At 39.6% G+C, this 17,767-nt stretch carries 13 protein-coding genes; all 13 read left to right on the forward strand.

Translation table 11 applies throughout. The features are described from left to right. The first annotated feature begins 9 nt into the window (after positions 1-9). The 13 genes from purM to BUB45_RS20670 all read left to right on the forward strand — a co-directional run bounded on the left by purM (position 10) and on the right by BUB45_RS20670 (position 17,008). Positions 10-1,026, forward strand: coding sequence for a phosphoribosylformylglycinamidine cyclo-ligase (purM, locus tag BUB45_RS15720; RefSeq protein ID WP_073011856.1), 1,017 nt, complete (start codon positions 10-12; stop codon positions 1,024-1,026). After that, a complete protein-coding gene (purN, locus tag BUB45_RS15725) occupies positions 1,023-1,598 on the forward strand; it encodes a phosphoribosylglycinamide formyltransferase (RefSeq protein ID WP_073011859.1) in 576 nt (191 codons plus the stop codon). The genes purM and purN overlap by 4 nt, the downstream gene beginning before the upstream one ends. After that, complete coding sequence (gene purH / locus BUB45_RS15730) at positions 1,595-3,127, forward strand: bifunctional phosphoribosylaminoimidazolecarboxamide formyltransferase/IMP cyclohydrolase (RefSeq protein ID WP_073011861.1); 1,533 nt, start codon at positions 1,595-1,597, stop codon at positions 3,125-3,127. The genes purN and purH overlap by 4 nt, the downstream gene beginning before the upstream one ends. A 24-nt stretch (positions 3,128-3,151) precedes the next feature. Continuing rightward, the gene (gene purD / locus BUB45_RS15735; RefSeq protein WP_073011864.1) at positions 3,152-4,393 is read left to right on the forward strand and encodes a phosphoribosylamine--glycine ligase; all 1,242 of its coding nucleotides are present in this window, start codon (positions 3,152-3,154) and stop codon (positions 4,391-4,393) included. Positions 4,394-5,088: 695 nt separating this feature from the next. Then, entirely contained in the window at positions 5,089-6,831 is a 1,743-nt protein-coding gene (locus BUB45_RS15740; protein WP_073011867.1) for an adenine deaminase C-terminal domain-containing protein, read from the forward strand. 325 nt (positions 6,832-7,156) lie between these two features. Then, the gene (locus tag BUB45_RS15745) at positions 7,157-8,170 is read left to right on the forward strand and encodes a DUF3048 domain-containing protein (RefSeq protein ID WP_073011869.1); all 1,014 of its coding nucleotides are present in this window, start codon (positions 7,157-7,159) and stop codon (positions 8,168-8,170) included. An 18-nt stretch (positions 8,171-8,188) separates the two neighbouring features. Next, positions 8,189-8,485: a YerC/YecD family TrpR-related protein gene (locus BUB45_RS15750; RefSeq protein WP_073011871.1), complete on the forward strand. Its 297-nt coding sequence runs from the start codon at positions 8,189-8,191 to the stop codon at positions 8,483-8,485. A gap of 412 nt (positions 8,486-8,897) precedes the next feature. Further along, entirely contained in the window at positions 8,898-9,584 is a 687-nt protein-coding gene (pcrB, locus tag BUB45_RS15755; RefSeq protein WP_073011874.1) for a heptaprenylglyceryl phosphate synthase, read from the forward strand. Between the two features lie 19 nt (positions 9,585-9,603). Then, complete coding sequence (gene pcrA / locus BUB45_RS15760) at positions 9,604-11,823, forward strand: DNA helicase PcrA (RefSeq protein WP_073011877.1); 2,220 nt, start codon at positions 9,604-9,606, stop codon at positions 11,821-11,823. A 13-nt stretch (positions 11,824-11,836) separates the two neighbouring features. Further along, positions 11,837-13,855, forward strand: a complete 2,019-nt coding sequence (gene ligA, locus BUB45_RS15765; protein ID WP_073011879.1) for an NAD-dependent DNA ligase LigA — start codon at positions 11,837-11,839, stop codon at positions 13,853-13,855. Then, positions 13,852-14,958: a CamS family sex pheromone protein gene (locus BUB45_RS15770; RefSeq protein ID WP_073011882.1), complete on the forward strand. Its 1,107-nt coding sequence runs from the start codon at positions 13,852-13,854 to the stop codon at positions 14,956-14,958. The genes ligA and BUB45_RS15770 overlap by 4 nt, the downstream gene beginning before the upstream one ends. A gap of 626 nt (positions 14,959-15,584) precedes the next feature. Continuing rightward, entirely contained in the window at positions 15,585-16,853 is a 1,269-nt protein-coding gene (locus BUB45_RS15780; protein ID WP_073011887.1) for a helix-turn-helix domain-containing protein, read from the forward strand. Between the two features lie 20 nt (positions 16,854-16,873). Continuing rightward, a complete protein-coding gene (locus BUB45_RS20670; RefSeq protein WP_280157532.1) occupies positions 16,874-17,008 on the forward strand; it encodes a hypothetical protein in 135 nt (44 codons plus the stop codon). Positions 17,009-17,767: the final 759 nt, after the last annotated feature.

Here is a 17,767-nt window from a genome sequence, read left to right on the forward strand (position 1 = left end):
GTGACCATAGTGGCAAATGTATATAAACAAGCTGGCGTAGACGTTGAGAAAGGCTACGAAGCTGTGGAACGAATGAAAAAGCATATCGAGCGAACGAATAAAAAGGAAGTGCTAGGTGGGATTGGTGCATTTGCCGGTCTGTTTGATCTGTCAGGCTTTTCCTACGAACAGCCAGTACTTGTATCAGGAACAGATGGGGTAGGAACAAAATTGAAGCTTGCGTTTGCTATGGATCAGCATCGTACCATTGGAATTGATGTTGTGGCGATGTGCGTCAATGATATTGTTGCTCAAGGGGCAAAACCACTCTTTTTCCTTGATTATATTGCTTGTGGAAAAAATGATCCGAAGCAAATAGAACAAATTGTAGCTGGGATTGCAGAAGGTTGTGTTCAGGCAGATGCAGCTTTAATCGGTGGAGAGACAGCTGAAATGCCAGGGATGTATCAAGCTGGTGAATATGATTTAGCTGGCTTTACCGTTGGCATTGCCGAGAAAAAAGAACTCATTACAGGAGAAAACATCCAATCCGGAGACGCTATTATCGGATTGCTATCAAGTGGTATACATTCTAATGGCTATTCGCTCGTGCGTAAGTTAACGGCCGATTTAGCTTTTGATCAATCTTATAGTTTACGTGAACCTCTAGGAGAAGCATTACTTACGCCAACACGTATTTATGCGAAGTCGATACAAAGCGTTTTAAAAACAGGGTATATAAAAGGTGTAGCTCATATTACAGGTGGAGGTTTTTACGAAAACTTCCCACGCATGGTACCAGAAAATCTAGGAGTGGATATTGATACAAAGGCGTGGGACATACCAGAAATTTTTCCGTTTTTACAACAACAAGGAAAGATTGCGACAGAGGAAATGTTCGGTGTGTTTAATATGGGGATCGGGATGGCAATCGTTGTTGCAAAACAGCATGTGTCAGAAGTTATGGATCACTTAGAAACAGCAGGGGAGAAGGCCTCTATTATTGGTTCGGTGACGGAACAAAAAGGAGTGCACATACGTTTATGAGTCGGGTGAAGGCAGCCGTATTTGCTTCCGGGGCGGGCAGTAATTTTCAAGCCATGCTTGACGAAAGTGACTTGGCTTGTGAGATCGTTTTATTAATCTGTGACAGACCTGGGGCAGCCGTCATAGAAAGAGCAAGGAAACATCAAATTCCTGTCTATCAGTTCGACCCGAAGCAATATGCCACGAAAGAAGCGTATGAAAGAGAATTGGTGACTGTATTAAAAAAAGCGCGTGTAGAGTGGATTTTTTTAGCAGGATATATGCGTATTGTAGGTTCCTATTTACTACATGCGTATCAAGGTAAAATCGTGAATATCCACCCTTCGTTGTTGCCCGATTTCCCTGGGAAAGATGCGATTACGCAAGCTTTTGCAGCGAAAGTGGACAAAACAGGGGTAACCATTCATTTTATCGATGAAGGTATTGATACAGGACCGATCATCGCTCAACAAACAGTCGATATGTATCCAGATGATACGATTCGTTCATTAACAAAACGCATCCAGCAAGTCGAGCATAAGCTATATCCAAAAATAATTAAACAATTAGTACAAAATGAGGGAGAACTATGAAAAAACGAGCATTAATAAGTGTATATGACAAAGAAGGAATTACATCGTTTGCAAATGAATTAGTCCAGGCAGGATATGAGATTATTTCAACAGGTGGAACGCTCCATACATTACAAGCAGCTCATATTCCAGCAACTGCTGTGGAAAATATAACTGCTTTTCCAGAAATATTAGATGGTCGGGTTAAAACATTGCATCCAAACATTCATGGTGGATTACTTGCAAAACGGGGGAACAAAGCACATCTGAAAGAGCTTGAAGTGAATGCTATTACGCCAATTGATCTTGTTGTTGTTAACCTTTACCCCTTTAAGGAGACGGTAACGAACGAAGCTGCTTCTCATGAGGAAATCATTGAAAATATTGATATTGGTGGCCCTTCGATGTTGCGAGCAGCGGCTAAAAACTATCAGGCGGTAACCGTGGTTGTTGATCCAACCGATTACGAAAGCATACTCCAAGCATTGCAAACTGGTGAAGTTACGTTAGAACAACGTCAGCAGTTAGCTGCGAAAGTATTCCAACATACAGCAGCATATGATGCACTTATTGCCTCATACTTTACAGAAAGCACTGGAGAAGCATTTCCAGATCATTATACGATTACATATGAAAAGGTACAGACGCTACGTTACGGAGAAAATCCACACCAAGCAGCTGCTTTTTATAAGCAACCGGTTACGAAACAGCAAGGATTGGCTACAAGTGAACAATTGCATGGGAAGGAGCTTTCCTATAACAACATCCAAGATGCGAATGCGGCTTTAGAGATTTTGGCAGAATACAACGCACCTACAGCTGTTGCGGTAAAACATATGAACCCATGTGGAATTGGAACGGCAGATACGCTTGCAAAAGCATTTGCACATGCGTATGCGGCAGACTCTGTTTCCATATTTGGGGGAATTGTTGCTTGCAATCAAATAGTAGATAAGGATACGGCGCTGCAGTTAAGCGACATCTTTTTAGAAATTGTCATCGCACCAGGTTTTACAGAAGAAGCACTACAAATATTAACAGAGAAGAAAAATATTCGTCTGATGAAATTACCTCTACAAGCAGATAAAGTAATTGAAAACAAATATACATCGGTTGTTGGTGGTATGTTAATTCAAACGAAAGATGAGGAACAAATTACAGCCTCCGATGTTACTGTTGCTACGAAACGAGAGCCCACGGAAAAAGAGAAGGAGCAATTACTCTTGGCGTGGAAGGCAGTCAAACATGTGAAATCCAATGCGATTGTGTTGGCAAAAGAGAATCGAACGGTCGGTATTGGTGCAGGACAAATGAATCGAGTTGGTGCTGCAAACATTGCCATTGAGCAAGCGAAAGAGCATGCAGTAGGAGCAGTTATGGCTTCGGATGCATTTTTTCCTATGCCAGACACGGTGGAAGCCGCTGCAAAAGCAGGAATTACTGCTATTATTCAGCCAGGCGGTTCCAAGCGCGATCAAGATTCTATTGATGTATGTAACCAATATGGGATTGCAATGATTTTTACGGGCATACGTCATTTCAAACATTAATTTTGGAGAGGAGCTTTTCGTTTCATGAACATTCTAGTCATTGGTCGTGGTGGTAGAGAGCATAGTATTGTAATGAAATTAAGGGAAAGTGGACAGGTTACTCAATTATATGTAGCTCCAGGAAATGGCGGAATGGTAGAGCAAGCTACTTGTGTCTCTATTGATGAAATGGATACCCAAGGGTTAATAGATTTTGCTAAGGAAAAGGCAATTGATTTAACAATTGTCGGCCCCGAAAATCCATTAAATAAAGGCGTTGCGAACGCTTTTCAAAGAGAAGGATTACGTATCTTTGCTCCAACAAAAGAAGCTGCTCTCCTTGAAGGAAGCAAGCAATTTGCGAAACAATTTATGGACAAATATCATATACCAACTGCTGTTCACGAAACATTTACAGATGTAGATAAAGCAAAAGCATATATTGAATTAAAAGGAGCCCCTATTGTCATTAAAGCGGATGGGCTTGCTGCCGGTAAGGGAGTTGTTGTAGCTGAAACGAAACAAGCTGCATTTGCCGCTGTAGAAGAAATGTTAGTCGAAAAAACGTTTGCCGATGCAGGGACAACGATTGTTATAGAAGAATTTTTACAAGGAAAAGAATTCTCCTTAATGGCTTTTGTTTATCACGATCAAGTGTATCCGATGGTTCCTGCTCGTGATCATAAACGCGCCTTTGATTTTGATCAAGGACCGAATACTGGGGGAATGGGTGCTTTTGCGCCGGTGCCAGACGTAACGCAAGCAGACTTGGGCTATACGTATAAACATGTTTTACAGCCTACAGTGAACGGACTTATAGAAGAAGGAAGGCCATTTATCGGTGTGCTTTATGCAGGACTTATGAAAACGGAAACTGGCCCAAAAGTGATTGAATTTAACACTCGATTTGGTGATCCAGAAACGCAAGTTGTTTTGCCATTGTTAAAAAATGATTTGGCACAAGTATGTGTAGATGTAATAGACGGTAAGGATCCGAAGCTTGAATGGGAGCAAAAAGCTTGTGTCGGTGTCGTCGTAGCTGCTAGTGGTTATCCAAATGAGTATGAAAAAGGAATAGACATTCCCGCATTGCCAGCTACGCCTGCGGAGATTGTCCATGCAGGCACAAAACAAATTGGTGAACGGATGGTGACAAACGGTGGTCGTATTTTAGTATCGGCAGCTGTAGCGGATACCCTTGATGAAGCGGTTTCGTTTGCTTATGAGCCTCTCCAAGTGTTCAAAGATCGAGATGAATTCTTTTATCGAACGGACATTGGGAAATAGGTAGCTGGTCATGTTGAAGAATGGTTCTACACATCAGAAATGATGGTGGAGCCTTTTCTTTTTTCTTTTCACTATAGGAAAGGTAACATTCATATTTTATAGTATAAGCAAAACGACGACATCAGAAAGACTTTGGGTATTCTTTCTGCGTTTTATGCCTAAGGCTATTTTATTACAACACTTAAATAATAATGAACGTTTACAAAATTGAAACAATATATCATGTGAAAATATGGTAAAATGAAGTGCAGTTAACCATCTTTGTGTAAGGTAAGAAGTTCGTCAGTTAAAGACGTATGTGTCTGTCACGAATTTAGAAGTAGTTATTTAAGCTAACATCAACCGAAAGTAAGGCGTTATCAATGAATCATGGTATTTTTTTCCTTTTTACTTGTTCCTATACTAGATACATGTTAATGTACAAGAAAGCGTGTGTCACTTTTTTTTACTATAGAAAAGCAAAGGCTTTCTCCAAGACACGTAGCGATACGCCAAGTTTTCTAATCGTATAAGCAAAAAGCAGATTCGTTATGGAGAATGAACGACATAAAATCTTTGCTTCATGCTGAAAATACAAACACTTAAATAACTTATTGGTTTACAACAGATGAAATGATACTGCCTGGTGTTTAAATAACCACGCATTGAAACTTCAGATAATAAAAGCAAATGTTACGTTTATGGGGGAGATGTTCATGTTACGAAATGGATTTTATTGGAGGAACCGTGAGATGAGGCAGCATGTCAGAGTCGTCGATGGAGAAGTAGCTCCAACGATCGTGCTAGAAAACGCGACTTACTTGAATGCGTATACGAAACAATGGGTAGAATCCAATATTTGGATGTATGAAGATCGGATTGTTTATGTTGGGGAGCAAATGCCAGCTAATTTACACGATACAGAGATTGTAGATTGTACAGGGAAGTATGTCGTTTCAGGTTATATTGAGCCACATGCCCACCCCTTTCAATTGTATAATCCGGAACAATTGGCATGGCACGCAGCTAAGACAGGCACAACAACATTAATCAATGACAATTTATTATGGTTATTTATGTTGAACAAAAAGAAAGCGTTTTCGATTTTGGAGGAGTTTAGCAAGCACCCTGTGTCTATGTATTGGTGGGCTCGATTTGATCCGCAGACGGAGTTGCAGGGGGAGCATGGTTTATTTCAGACAGAAGACGTTTTATCGTGGGTAAAACATCCTGCGGTCGTTCAGGGTGGTGAACTCACTTCCTGGCCAGACCTTCTAGCAGGTGACGATATTTTATTATATTGGATTCAAGAAACGAAAAATCAGCGTAAACCTGTGGAAGGACATTTCCCTGGGGCTTCTGAACGGACCTTAACAAAAATGAAACTACTCGGTGTTAATGCGGATCATGAATCGATTTCTGGAGAGGAGATTTTACGGCGTCTACTACTAGGCTATCATGTAGGCTTGCGATATTCATCGATACGCCCCGATTTACCAAATTTGATAGAGGAAATGCTTGCAGCAGGGGTGACATCCTTTGAAAATGTAACCTTTACAACAGATGGAGCGACACCTGCTTTTTATGAAACAGGGCTTATTAATCAGTGTATCGACATTGCTATAAAAAAAGGAATACCTATTGAAGAAGCTTATTTAATGGGTAGTTTCTACGCTGCTAAGCATTTACGAATGGAAGAACAGCTAGGAAGTATTACACCGGGTCGATTTGCCCATATTAATATTTTAACAGAAAAAGATAATCCTCATCCAGAGAGTGTACTGTCAAAAGGAAAATGGATTGTAAAACATGGCGAACAGCAAAAAATGCAAGCCCAAATCCCGTGGTCAAAATATCACATCAAGCCACTAGATTTAGATTGGGAAATAAGTTATAAAGAATTACAATTTTCCGTTCCAATCGGTTTGGAAATGGTCAACGATGTAATTATGACGCCATATCCAATTGAAGTGGATATAACCGTTGAAGAACTTCCTGCCGAAACAACGGATTCTTTTTTAATTTTACTTGATCGACATGGCAAATGGCGTGTGAATACGACGTTACGGGGGTTTACGAATGAGCTAGGTGCTATCGCAAGCTCTTATTCCGTGTCTGGTGATTTTGTATTTATTGGAAAACGAAAAAGCGATTTGTTACTTGCTGGTAAACGTATAAAAGAGTTAGGCGGGGGGATTGTTATTGCCCATCATGGAGAAATATTATTAGAAATTCCGCTCCAACTTGGTGGGATGATGTATGCTGGAGCGATGGACGAACTGATTAAACAGGAAAAAGAATTAAAACAGATTTTACAATCATTTGGGTATCCATTTTCTGACCCTGTGTATTCGATATTTTTCTTATCCTCTACGCATTTACCTTATGTGCGTATTACGCCGCAGGGAATTATAGATGTGAAGCAAAAGGAACTCCTATTCCCTGCAACGATGTGTTAGCGTATAATAAACGAGGCAGCTTGTCAGGTAAAAGAAGCAGTGTCTACGTATTAAAAATTAGAAAAAATCATAAACAAACGCACTGCGGTAAGCTCGGGACTTCATTTTACTGTAGGAAAGCAAAAAAGTTTAAAGGTTTATAGTATAAGAAAAACTGCGGCTTCCGCCATAAGACATGGCGATAAGCCAAGTTTTTCTAATAAGTGTAATACAGTGCTGACCAAACTTTTTATAGGATAAGAAGTGGCATTACTCGTACTGGGAGCATATGATAAGGCCCTTTCGAGTATGTAATATGAAAAAGGCAATCGAAGGAGGAAATAGTATGCGAAAAGTTTTATTCTTAGTAGTCATCATGGTATTTATTTTTATTGCAGGTTGTAAAAATGAAGGGGATGTGGGGAAGGATAACGAAAAAGATGATGATAAAAATGCTGCATATGCTTTGACAGGTCTTTCTGCCGATGGAGCAACAGATAACAGAATGGTTGCTGTCATGGTAAATAATCATCCGAAAGCAAGGCCGCAAACGGGTTTATCACAAGCAGATATTGTTTTCGAAATGCTAGCTGAAGGGAATATTACGCGGTTTCTAGCGCTTTACCAAAGTGAGCTACCTGATGTTATTGGCCCTGTTCGCAGTGCGCGGGAGTATTATTTTGATTTAGCCCAAGGGTATAATGCTATTTACGTGCATCACGGCGCTGCTGATTTTATTAATCAAAAGATAAAAGATAAAGGAATTGACCATCTGAACGGCTCGCTTTATGATAATGATGGTAACTTATTTAAACGAGAGACTTTTCGTAAAGCGCCTCATAACTCGTATTTACAAACCGATGCGATATATGAAATAGCGGAAGATAAAGGGTATGATGTAACTGCTACATATGAATCATTGCCATTTCTAGAAACGGATGCTGAAATTGCCGGTTCTCCTGCACCAAAGGTTACCGTTAGTTATGCAAATAATTCAAATGAAATGATACAATATATATTTAAAGAGGACAGTGGAACGTATAAGCGCTATAATGGAGAGCAACAAACTGTAGAAATGGATACGGAAGAGCCAATTGAAATAAATAATGTATTCATTATCGAAGCAAGTCATCAAGTAATTGACCAAGAGGGACGCCGAGCAATTGATTTAGAATCCGGCGGTGAGGCTTATTTATTACAAAACGGTGTGATGCAAGAAATACAATGGGAAAATCGAGCGGGCAGAATCATCCCCGTAAAGAATAATAAGGAAGTACCGTTTGTTCCGGGGAAAACATGGATTAATGTTATTCCTCAACAACCTGGATTGCAAGACATTGTAACGATATCAAGTGATTAATGGGGAGGAGGCCGAGATGTGCAAATTGATAAATTACGTGGACAACATTTAGATGAACTATTTGAAGCTATCCTATCATTAAAAGATAAAGAAGAATGCTACCGCTTTTTTGATGATATAGCAACAATGTCTGAAATTCAATCGCTGTCACAGCGCCTGCAAGTAGCTAAAATGTTAACACAAGGTGCTACGTATAATGCGATTGAAGAAAAGACAAATGCTTCAACGGCTACTATTTCACGCGTACGGAGATGTATTAATTACGGAAGTGATGGTTATAAAATCGTGCTTGATCGGATCATGGAAGATAAATAGGTACTATTTTATAGAAAAATTCGTCACCATTTTTTGGTGGCGTCTTTTATTGCGCTTTAGGAAAAAACAGCCCTCTTTCCAAATAGGATAAGTACGTATAATAAATTTCATGCTATGGGATAACCAAATAACCGAATAAGCCCCGTCCGGCTCCAGCGCCCAGCAACTAGGCAACTTCACTCCATTGCCCTAAGCTAAGTCATCATCGGTTCGTTCTAAATAGGAAGGCCGACTAAAGACGGGCTTGCCGGAGGGCGCCGGCATACTCCTGTTGCAGGAGCATGATTCCTAAAACTTTCGTTGCTTCGTTTCAGTCGCTACGTTGCTAAACGGGCGCTTGCGCCTTTGTTCATTCCATAAAGGTTTTTTGGTATAATGAACTAACGGATAAACAATATGGAGGATTTGAATCGTGACTACGTTATTAAAGCAATGGAAACACATATTTAAGCTTGATCCAGCAAAAGAAATAACGGATGAGGATTTAGAGAAAATATGCGAGTCTGGTACAGATGCAATTATCGTTGGTGGTACGGATAATATTACCTTAGACAACGTATTAGATTTACTATCCCGCATTCGTCGATATACAGTGCCTTGTATTTTAGAAATATCATCCATGGATGCCATTACGCCAGGATTTGATTATTATTATATTCCCATGGTGCTCAATTCAAAAGAGAAAAAATGGATGATGGATATGCAACATCAGGCCATTAAAGATTATGTAGATATGATGGAGTTTAGCGAAATTTTCTTTGAAGGGTATTGCATTTTGAACGAGGACGCAAAAGCCTTTACGTATACGAATAGTTATTTACCAGATGAGGAAGATGTCATCGCTTATGCGTACATGGTGGATAAAGTATTTCACTTGCCTATATTTTACATGGAGTATAGCGGGAAATATGGCGATCCAGCCTTAGTTGCTAAGGTGAAAACGCAATTACAGCATGCCACTCTTTTTTACGGTGGAGGTATAGAAACTGCTGCCCAAGCGAAGGAAATGAAACAGTACGCTGATGTCATCGTTGTTGGCAACAGTATATATACGAATATGAAGCAAGCTTTACAAACCGTTTCTGCGGTAAAAGAGTAATCAGTTAGGCGGTGATAGAATGAGTCAAACAAAGGAAACATTATTAAAAGGATTGAATCAACAACAGCGAGAAGCTGTGATGCATACAGACGGCCCACTGCTCATTATGGCTGGTGCTGGAAGTGGAAAGACACGTGTATTGACGCATCGAATTGCTTATTTATTAGCAGAGAAGGACGTTTCTGCTCGTAATGTGTTAGCTATTACATTTACAAATAAAGCAGCTAGAGAAATGAGAGAACGTGTGAAAAGGTTAGTTGGACCTGAGAGTGAGTATATGTGGGTATCGACTTTTCACTCGATGTGTGTACGCATTTTACGTAGGGACATTGACCGCGTTGGCTATAACAGTAATTTTACCATTTTAGATAGCAGTGATCAGCTATCGGTCGTCAAGCAAGTGCTTAAAAATTTGAATATAGATCCGAAAAAAATGGAACCAAGGGCGATGCTTGGTCAAATTAGTGCTGCCAAAAACGAACTCATTACACCAGAAGAATATAATAAACGTGTAGGTAACTTTTTTGAACGGCAAGTAGGACAAGTATATGAAGCGTATCAAAAGATGATTGTAAAAAACCAATCGCTTGATTTTGATGATTTGATTATGCAAACCATTCATTTATTTAAACGTGTGCCAGAAGTGTTGGAATACTACCAACGTCGTTTTCAATATATTCATGTTGATGAGTATCAAGATACGAACCACGCACAATATGCACTTGTAAAAATGCTAGCGAGTCGTTATCAAAACTTATGTGTTGTAGGTGATTCCGATCAGTCCATTTACCGCTGGCGAGGTGCTGATATTGCAAATATCCTAACCTTTGAAAAGGATTATCCGACCTCAAGAACCATTATGTTGGAACAGAATTATCGCTCTACAAAGTCTATTTTAGCGGCTGCGAACCATGTGATTGATAATAACACAAGCAGGAAGCCGAAAAAACTATGGACAGAAAATGAGGATGGCAAACAAATTCATTACTTTCAAGGTGCAACGGAACAAGAGGAAGCTTTATTTGTCACGGAAAAAATCCAGCAATTAACTCGAGAAGGGGAATACTCCCCAAGTGATGTGGCGATACTATATCGAACGAATGCGCAATCTCGTGCTATTGAGGATACCTTGGTGAAATCGAATATGGCGTATCAAATGGTAGGCGGTACGAAATTCTATGAGCGCAAAGAGATTAAGGACATTATTGCGTACTTGCGTTTAATTGCCAATCCTAATGATGATTTAAGCTTTGAGCGTGTTGTCAATGTGCCGAAACGAGGAATCGGGAAAACGTCGGTGGAACGTTTACGCGAATATGCTGCTCTTCACGATATTTCTTTCCACGAAGCAGTGAAGGAAGTCGATTTTACGGGCGTATCTAAAAAAGCAGCTAACGCGCTTGCTGCATTCTCAAGCCTCATTGAATCTCTGTCGCAACAACAAGAGTTTTTGACAGCTACAGATATGGTAGAGGCTGTATTAACGCGAACCGGCTATGAAACGATGTTAAAAAACGAGCGATCCATCGAGGCGCAAAGTCGTTTGGAAAACTTAGAAGAATTTATGACGGTTACGCAAGACTTTGAAGCAGGTAGTGAGGATAAAACACTTGTTGCCTTTTTAACAGATTTAGCCTTAATTGCTGATATTGATCAAGTAGATGAAGAGGAAACAGAAGCAGAAGCTAAAATTACATTAATGACGTTACATGCAGCAAAAGGATTAGAATTTCCAGTTGTATTTTTGATCGGTATGGAAGAAAATGTTTTTCCACATAGCCGTTCCATGTTCGATGAGGAAGAAATGGAAGAAGAACGCCGATTAGCTTATGTCGGTATTACGCGTGCTGAAAAAGAGCTTTATCTCACCCATGCGCGTATGCGAACCTTGTTTGGGCGAACGAATATGAATCCTATTAGCCGGTTTATTAATGAGATACCGGAAGAATTAATAGCAGGTATTGAAGTAGCTAACGATACGATGTTTGGCAGAAGCACAGAACCGAAGCCGAGCAGAGCACAATCGATGAAGCGTAAAGCACAGCAAATGCAGAAAACATCCGGTGCTGAAAATGAGACGTGGTCACCTGGCGATAAAGCGAACCATAAAAAATGGGGCGTGGGTACGGTTGTAAAAGTAAGTGGAGAAGGTGAAGCAATGGAGCTTGATATTGCTTTCCCTGCACCAGTCGGCATTAAACGTGTATTAGCAAAATTTGCACCAATTACGAAACAATAAGGGAGGTGCTTGGATGGACAAACAACAAGCACAAGAGAAAATAAAACAGCTTACGGCGATTTTAAATCAATATAACTATGAGTATCATGTGCTAGATAAGCCATCTGTGGAAGATGCGGTTTATGACCAAAAAATGCGCGAGCTTCGTGAACTAGAAGAAGCATATCCAGAGTTTCAAGAGCCAGATTCTCCTACACAGCGTGTTGGTGGAGAGCCGCTGGAAGAATTTCATAAAGTAGAGCACCGCATCCCTATGCTTAGCTTGGCAAATGCTTTTAATGAACAGGATATTCGCGATTTTGTTAAAAGGGTGAGTCAAGGAACGGAGGAGCCAATAAGCTTCGTTTGTGAGTTAAAAATTGATGGATTAGCAGTTTCTTTAACATACGAAGATGGCAAGTTTGTTCGTGGAGCAACACGTGGTGACGGAACAATAGGGGAAGATATTACAAGTAATTTACGAACAATCCGTAGCATTCCATTAACGATTAGAGAAAATGAAACATTGGAAATACGTGGAGAAGCGTTTATGCCACATAAATCCTTTTTAGCTTTAAATAAAGAACGAGAAGCGAAGGGGGAAGAACCGTTTGCCAACCCGCGGAACGCAGCGGCTGGTTCTTTACGCCAGCTTGATCCGAAAATTGCCGCGAAACGAAACCTCGACATTTTTTTGTATGGGGTTGGCGAATGGGAGAATAGCAATGTAACGAAACATAGTGAACGGCTAGAACGGTTAAAAGAATTAGGTTTAAAGGTTAACCCAGAATGGAGAAAATGTGACTCCGTAGAAGAAGTGATGGCGTATGTGCAATATTGGACGACAGAACGACCACACCTAAATTATGAAATTGATGGGATCGTTATTAAAGTAGATGACATTAACCAGCAAGAAAAATTAGGTTATACTGCAAAAAGCCCGCGTTGGGCAATTGCTTATAAATTTCCGGCTGAAGAAGCGGTAACGAAACTGACTGATATTGAATTAAGTGTTGGTAGGACAGGTGTAGTTACACCGACAGCGATTTTAAATCCAGTAAAAGTTGCTGGCACAACTGTTCAACGTGCTTCTCTTCATAATGAAGATTTAATAAGGGAACAGGATATTCGTATTGGCGACACGGTCGTGATTAAAAAAGCGGGAGATATTATTCCTAAAGTAGTCCGAGCTGTGGTAGAAGAACGAACAGGAGAAGAGCGAGAATTTCATATGCCAGAGGAGTGCCCTGCATGTGGCAGTGAATTAGTCCGCTTAGAGGAAGAGGTTGCTTTACGTTGTATTAACCCAAATTGCCCTGCGCAACTAAAAGAAGGGCTTATCCATTTTGTATCTAGGAATGCTATGAATATTGATGGGCTTGGAGAGAAAGTAATTGTTCAACTATTCCAAGCAGATTTGGTGAAAACAATTGCTGATATTTACCGTCTGGAAAGAACAGAACTCTTAAAACTTGAACGAATGGGAGAAAAATCAGTTACCAATTTATTAGAAGCAATTGAAGCTTCGAAAGCAAATTCACTGGAAAAATTATTATTCGGTCTTGGTATTCGTTTTGTTGGAGCAAAAGCTGCCAAAACATTAGCAATGGAATTTGAAACGATGGAAAAGCTACAACAAGCAACATATGATGATTTAGTTGCGATTAATGAAATTGGCGAAAAAATGGCTGACTCCATCGTGCAATATTTTCAAGAAGAACAAGTAATTGATCTTTTAGAAGAATTGCGTAGCCTTGGTGTTAACATGTCTTATTTAGGAGTGAAACCTACAGAAACAGCTCAAACAAGTGTATTTAGCGGGAAAACAGTTGTGTTAACAGGAAAAATGGAAATTTATACACGAACCGAAGCAAAGCAATTTATAGAGGACTTAGGTGGAAATGTAACCGGGAGCGTCAGTAAAAAGACAGATTTAGTCATTGCTGGTGTCGATGCAGGTTCCAAGTTAGCGAAAGCAGAGGATCTTGGAATTGAAGTCTGGGATGAATCCCAATTTCAACAAGTCGTAAAAAACGAGGGAGTGGAATCGTGAAAAAGACAATGATTTGGTTCATAGGCGCACTATTGTTGCTCACGAGTTGCGCCCCCAATATGAACAAAGATGAAGTGGTACAGGAAAAAGAATCAAATTCAAATGAAGAGCAGGCGATTGTTCCTAGCTATCAGCTTTCAGAGGATAATTATAAAATGATTCTCCCGTTTAAACCTGGTAAAGCAAGAGGTGTGATCGTAACGCAAGTGGCTAATCGTCTTGATATAGATGAAGTGGAGGAAGGCTTACGGCGACATTCTAAATCGGTGTTCGATCCAAAAAAGCATTTATTTCAAGAAGGGCAATACATTGATGAAGAAACAGTTAACAAATGGATTGATGGATTAAATCCAAAGAAGAAAGAAGGGGCGCCGGAGAAGTATTATAGGGATAACCCCCGCTACCTATCTCATATTCTAGAGCAAAATTATTTAGTCAAAAAGGACAATAAGGTATCACTAGCAGGTATTTCGATCGGGATTGCAATGAAATCCACCTACCAATTTCAAACGGAAACGGGCGGTCCAACGTACGAAGAGGATATTAGCAAATCAGAAATGATGAAACAAGCAAATAAAATTGCTAATAAGCTTCTTGAAGATATACGTAAAATCGAAGGATTAGAAAATGTTCCGATTATGATGGCAATTTATCGTGAAGAGGACCAATCTTCTCCTGTTCCAGGTAATTTTGTCGCTAAAACAAATATACCAGCAGATAGTTCTTCTGTTGGAGAGTGGGATTCCATTAAAGAAAAGTATGTATTATTCCCGTCAGAAGAAGGAAAAGAAGATTATTTTGAAGATCATGAACTAGTGACGAATTTCGGTAAGGAAATCGCTAGTTATTTTCCGAATTATGTCGGTGTTGTCGGTGAAGGATTCTACGTAAATGATGAATTGCAAAAGATGACGCTTGAGATCCCAATTGAGTTTTATGGGAAAGGAGAAGTCGTTGGCTTTACTCAATATGCTTACGGCTTAGTCCAGGAAATGTTTTCAGACCATTACGGCTTAGAAGTCAAAATAACATCCAGTGATAAACTAGAAAGTATCATCTATCGAAATCCTGGTTCGAAAAAGCCAACAGTGAATATTTTATAATTGTTAGGTAAAAGCACTCCTTGATAATAGATGACGAGCGTTTAGTCATGCCGTTTTGTATGATAGACCTTCGCGTGTACGATTAATTCCTAACCCAAGCAATTACGGTTCTTATGAAATTACCCAAGGTAAACCTGCATGGAAGAGGTTTCTCCCATGCAGGTTTTTAACAGTTTGCCAGATAAGAATGGTATTCGTAACTAACGATTGATAAAAGCCAACGTGCATCCCGGCCCAACTGTAATTTGAAGGGAATTGGAAAAAGAAGAAAGTGGATTACTTCTCAATTTAGACTAGGGGAAACGCTTGCTACATAAAGTTTTTTTTGATGACGTGCATTTTTTTAAGGTCTTATTTCCTAAAAAATTTAATTTGAAGGTAAACAATGGACGGACAATATCATTTTTTCTACGCATAAAGTATTACTTCCTATTACGTTGTTTTTTACAACTTTATACAACAACTATACAGACTTTCTTAAATGAAGAAAAAGAAGAAAGATTTCAGCCTATTTTACAGTAGTAACCCCCGCAAAAACGAACTATTTTCCCAATATGAATTATCTGAATTTATGTTATAATGAAACTATACAAAGTTGAAAATCTAAGGAGATGGTGGGTGGGAATTTGGTAGACGTTGGTCCTTTCATCAAATTACAACGAACGAAGCGACAAATGACGCAAGAAGAATTGTCGGAAGGAATCGTTTCATTGTCTTATTTATCCAAGATTGAAAATAAAAAGACGAAGGCAAGCCCAGAAATCATTCAATTACTTTGTAATCGATTAGGAATTGAATTTGCAGAAGAAACGAATTCCCACATCGAAGAGAAATGTCAACAATGGTATGAAATGCTCTTTGACCACTGTGATAAACAAGAAATGACCGACCGTTATGAAGAATTGCAAGTAATCATGAATCAGAGTATTAATGAAAGTTTTATTATGTTTGAAATACATCAAATCCGTTATTATAGTGTTTTACGTGATTTTAGTAAAGCGCTAGCAAAAATTAATGAGCTACATGAATTAGTAGATTCTTTTAACCATAAACATGAATATTACTGGTACAAGTTTAAGGGCGGTTATTATTCGCTTCAAGACAAGCATGCTAAAGCGATGAAATTGTTTAAGCAGGCTCAAGAAAAAATCCCGCTTGCCAATTTAAATGAGGTAGAAATAGCTGACCTAAAATATGGATTAGCTGTCACTCATAGTCAACTATGGCAACAGTTGGAGTGTTTGGATTATACACAAGAAGCAATGGAAGTATTTCAACGCGAATATAATTTTGATCGCTGTGGTCAATGCCATATTTTATTTGGCATCTCTTACCAAAGGTTTAAGAAATATGAAAAAGCAATTAAAAACTTTCAATTAGCAAAACATCTAGGCGAACTGTGTGATAACCAAGACGTGATTAGTTTAGCACATCAAAATTTAGGTTATCTGTATTCGACTACTGGAAATTCGGAAGAAGCAATCAAAAATTATTTGTTAGCTATTGAGGATAAAGATGTAGATACTGATAACCTACTATCCACTTATACTTGTTTAATTGAAGAATATTATCATGTTAAACAATATGAGAAAGTGGAGCAAAACTTACGAGAAGCTAAAGAATTATTATCAAAAGTCACGTATTCTGATTTGTGGAATCTTTATGATTATATTATTAAAGTGTATACACACTTAATAAATGAAGAATTTGATAAGTTTAAAGTGGTATTAACAGATCACTTTATACCGTACCTTAAACAAGCAGGCGAACATAGTTACTTGGTGTTTTATTCTAAGTTACTAGCCAACCTTTTAGAGGAATGGGGAAAGTATAAAGAATCTGTTCAATATTATAAGTTAGCAAGCTTAAGCTATGAGGAATTTGTCAACATGTAATTTAAATAAGGGGGGATAAATTGAAAAAAGGATTACTATCCGTACTATGTGGTGCCTTACTTGTTGGCAGCCTTTTCTTTACAGAGCAGCAATTTTCAGAAAGTGCTGGGAAGGGCGCGCACCCTGGAGTGTCCAACCATAACGAGCAGTTTTAATTGATTTATATTCTTTTCAATCTATTTTAACTTTTTTACCCTATTATGATAGAATCTTTCCCAGAGTGGCGTGGAACCCGTTCTGGGCCTTTTTTTGTGTGAGCGTTTATTTCAACCGCCCGCGTTCATCGTAAATGCGCTCGTGCTCGTCCGTATTCGCTCCCGTTCCTCGGAAAATCGCTCGTGCTCGTCCGAACTCGCTCCCGTTCCTCGTAAATGCGCTCGTGCTCGTCCGGACTCGCTCTCGTTCCTCGCCAGATCGCTCCTGCTCGTCCCAGATTCGCTCCCGTTCCTCGGAAAATCGCTCGTGCTCGTCCCGAACTCGCTCTCGTTCCTCGCAAATCGCTCGTGCTCGCCCCGAACTCGCTCCCGTTCCTCGCCAAATCGCTCGTGCTCGCCCCGAACTCGCTCCCGTTCATCGCAAATGCGCTCCTGTTCGTCCGTATTTGCTCCCGTTCCTCGTAAATGCGCTCGTGCTCGTCCGGTATTCGCTCCCGTTCCTCGGAAAATCGCTCCTGCTAGTCCCAGATTTGCTCCTGTTCCTCGCCAATTCGCTCTCCCCGTCGAAAATTCTCGAAATAAGGTGTCCTTTTGTTTACAGTTTTGTCAAAAATGGTACTATATTATTACAATATTCTTTTATGAAAGAATATTTGATGTATTGAGGAGTTGTTTTGCATATTGTAAAGGTAAAAGAACAAAGGGGGAGATAGAAATGGAATACGCTATTCAAGGGGCGACTTGGTTTTGGTTATTTGT

It is taken from the genome of Virgibacillus chiguensis (assembly GCF_900129865.1).
In the GTDB taxonomy this organism is placed as follows: Bacteria; Bacillota; Bacilli; order Bacillales; family Amphibacillaceae; genus Virgibacillus; species Virgibacillus chiguensis.

Coding starts and splice junctions, on each gene's coding strand:
- purN (WP_073011859.1), top strand. CDS start 1,023: ATGAGTCGGGTGAAGGCAGCCGTATTTGCTTCCGGGGCGGGCAGTAAT.
- purD (WP_073011864.1), top strand. CDS start 3,152: ATGAACATTCTAGTCATTGGTCGTGGTGGTAGAGAGCATAGTATTGTA.
- BUB45_RS15740 (WP_073011867.1), top strand. CDS start 5,089: ATGTTACGAAATGGATTTTATTGGAGGAACCGTGAGATGAGGCAGCAT.
- purH (WP_073011861.1), top strand. CDS start 1,595: ATGAAAAAACGAGCATTAATAAGTGTATATGACAAAGAAGGAATTACA.
- ligA (WP_073011879.1), top strand. CDS start 11,837: ATGGACAAACAACAAGCACAAGAGAAAATAAAACAGCTTACGGCGATT.
- BUB45_RS15745 (WP_073011869.1), top strand. CDS start 7,157: ATGCGAAAAGTTTTATTCTTAGTAGTCATCATGGTATTTATTTTTATT.
- pcrA (WP_073011877.1), top strand. CDS start 9,604: ATGAGTCAAACAAAGGAAACATTATTAAAAGGATTGAATCAACAACAG.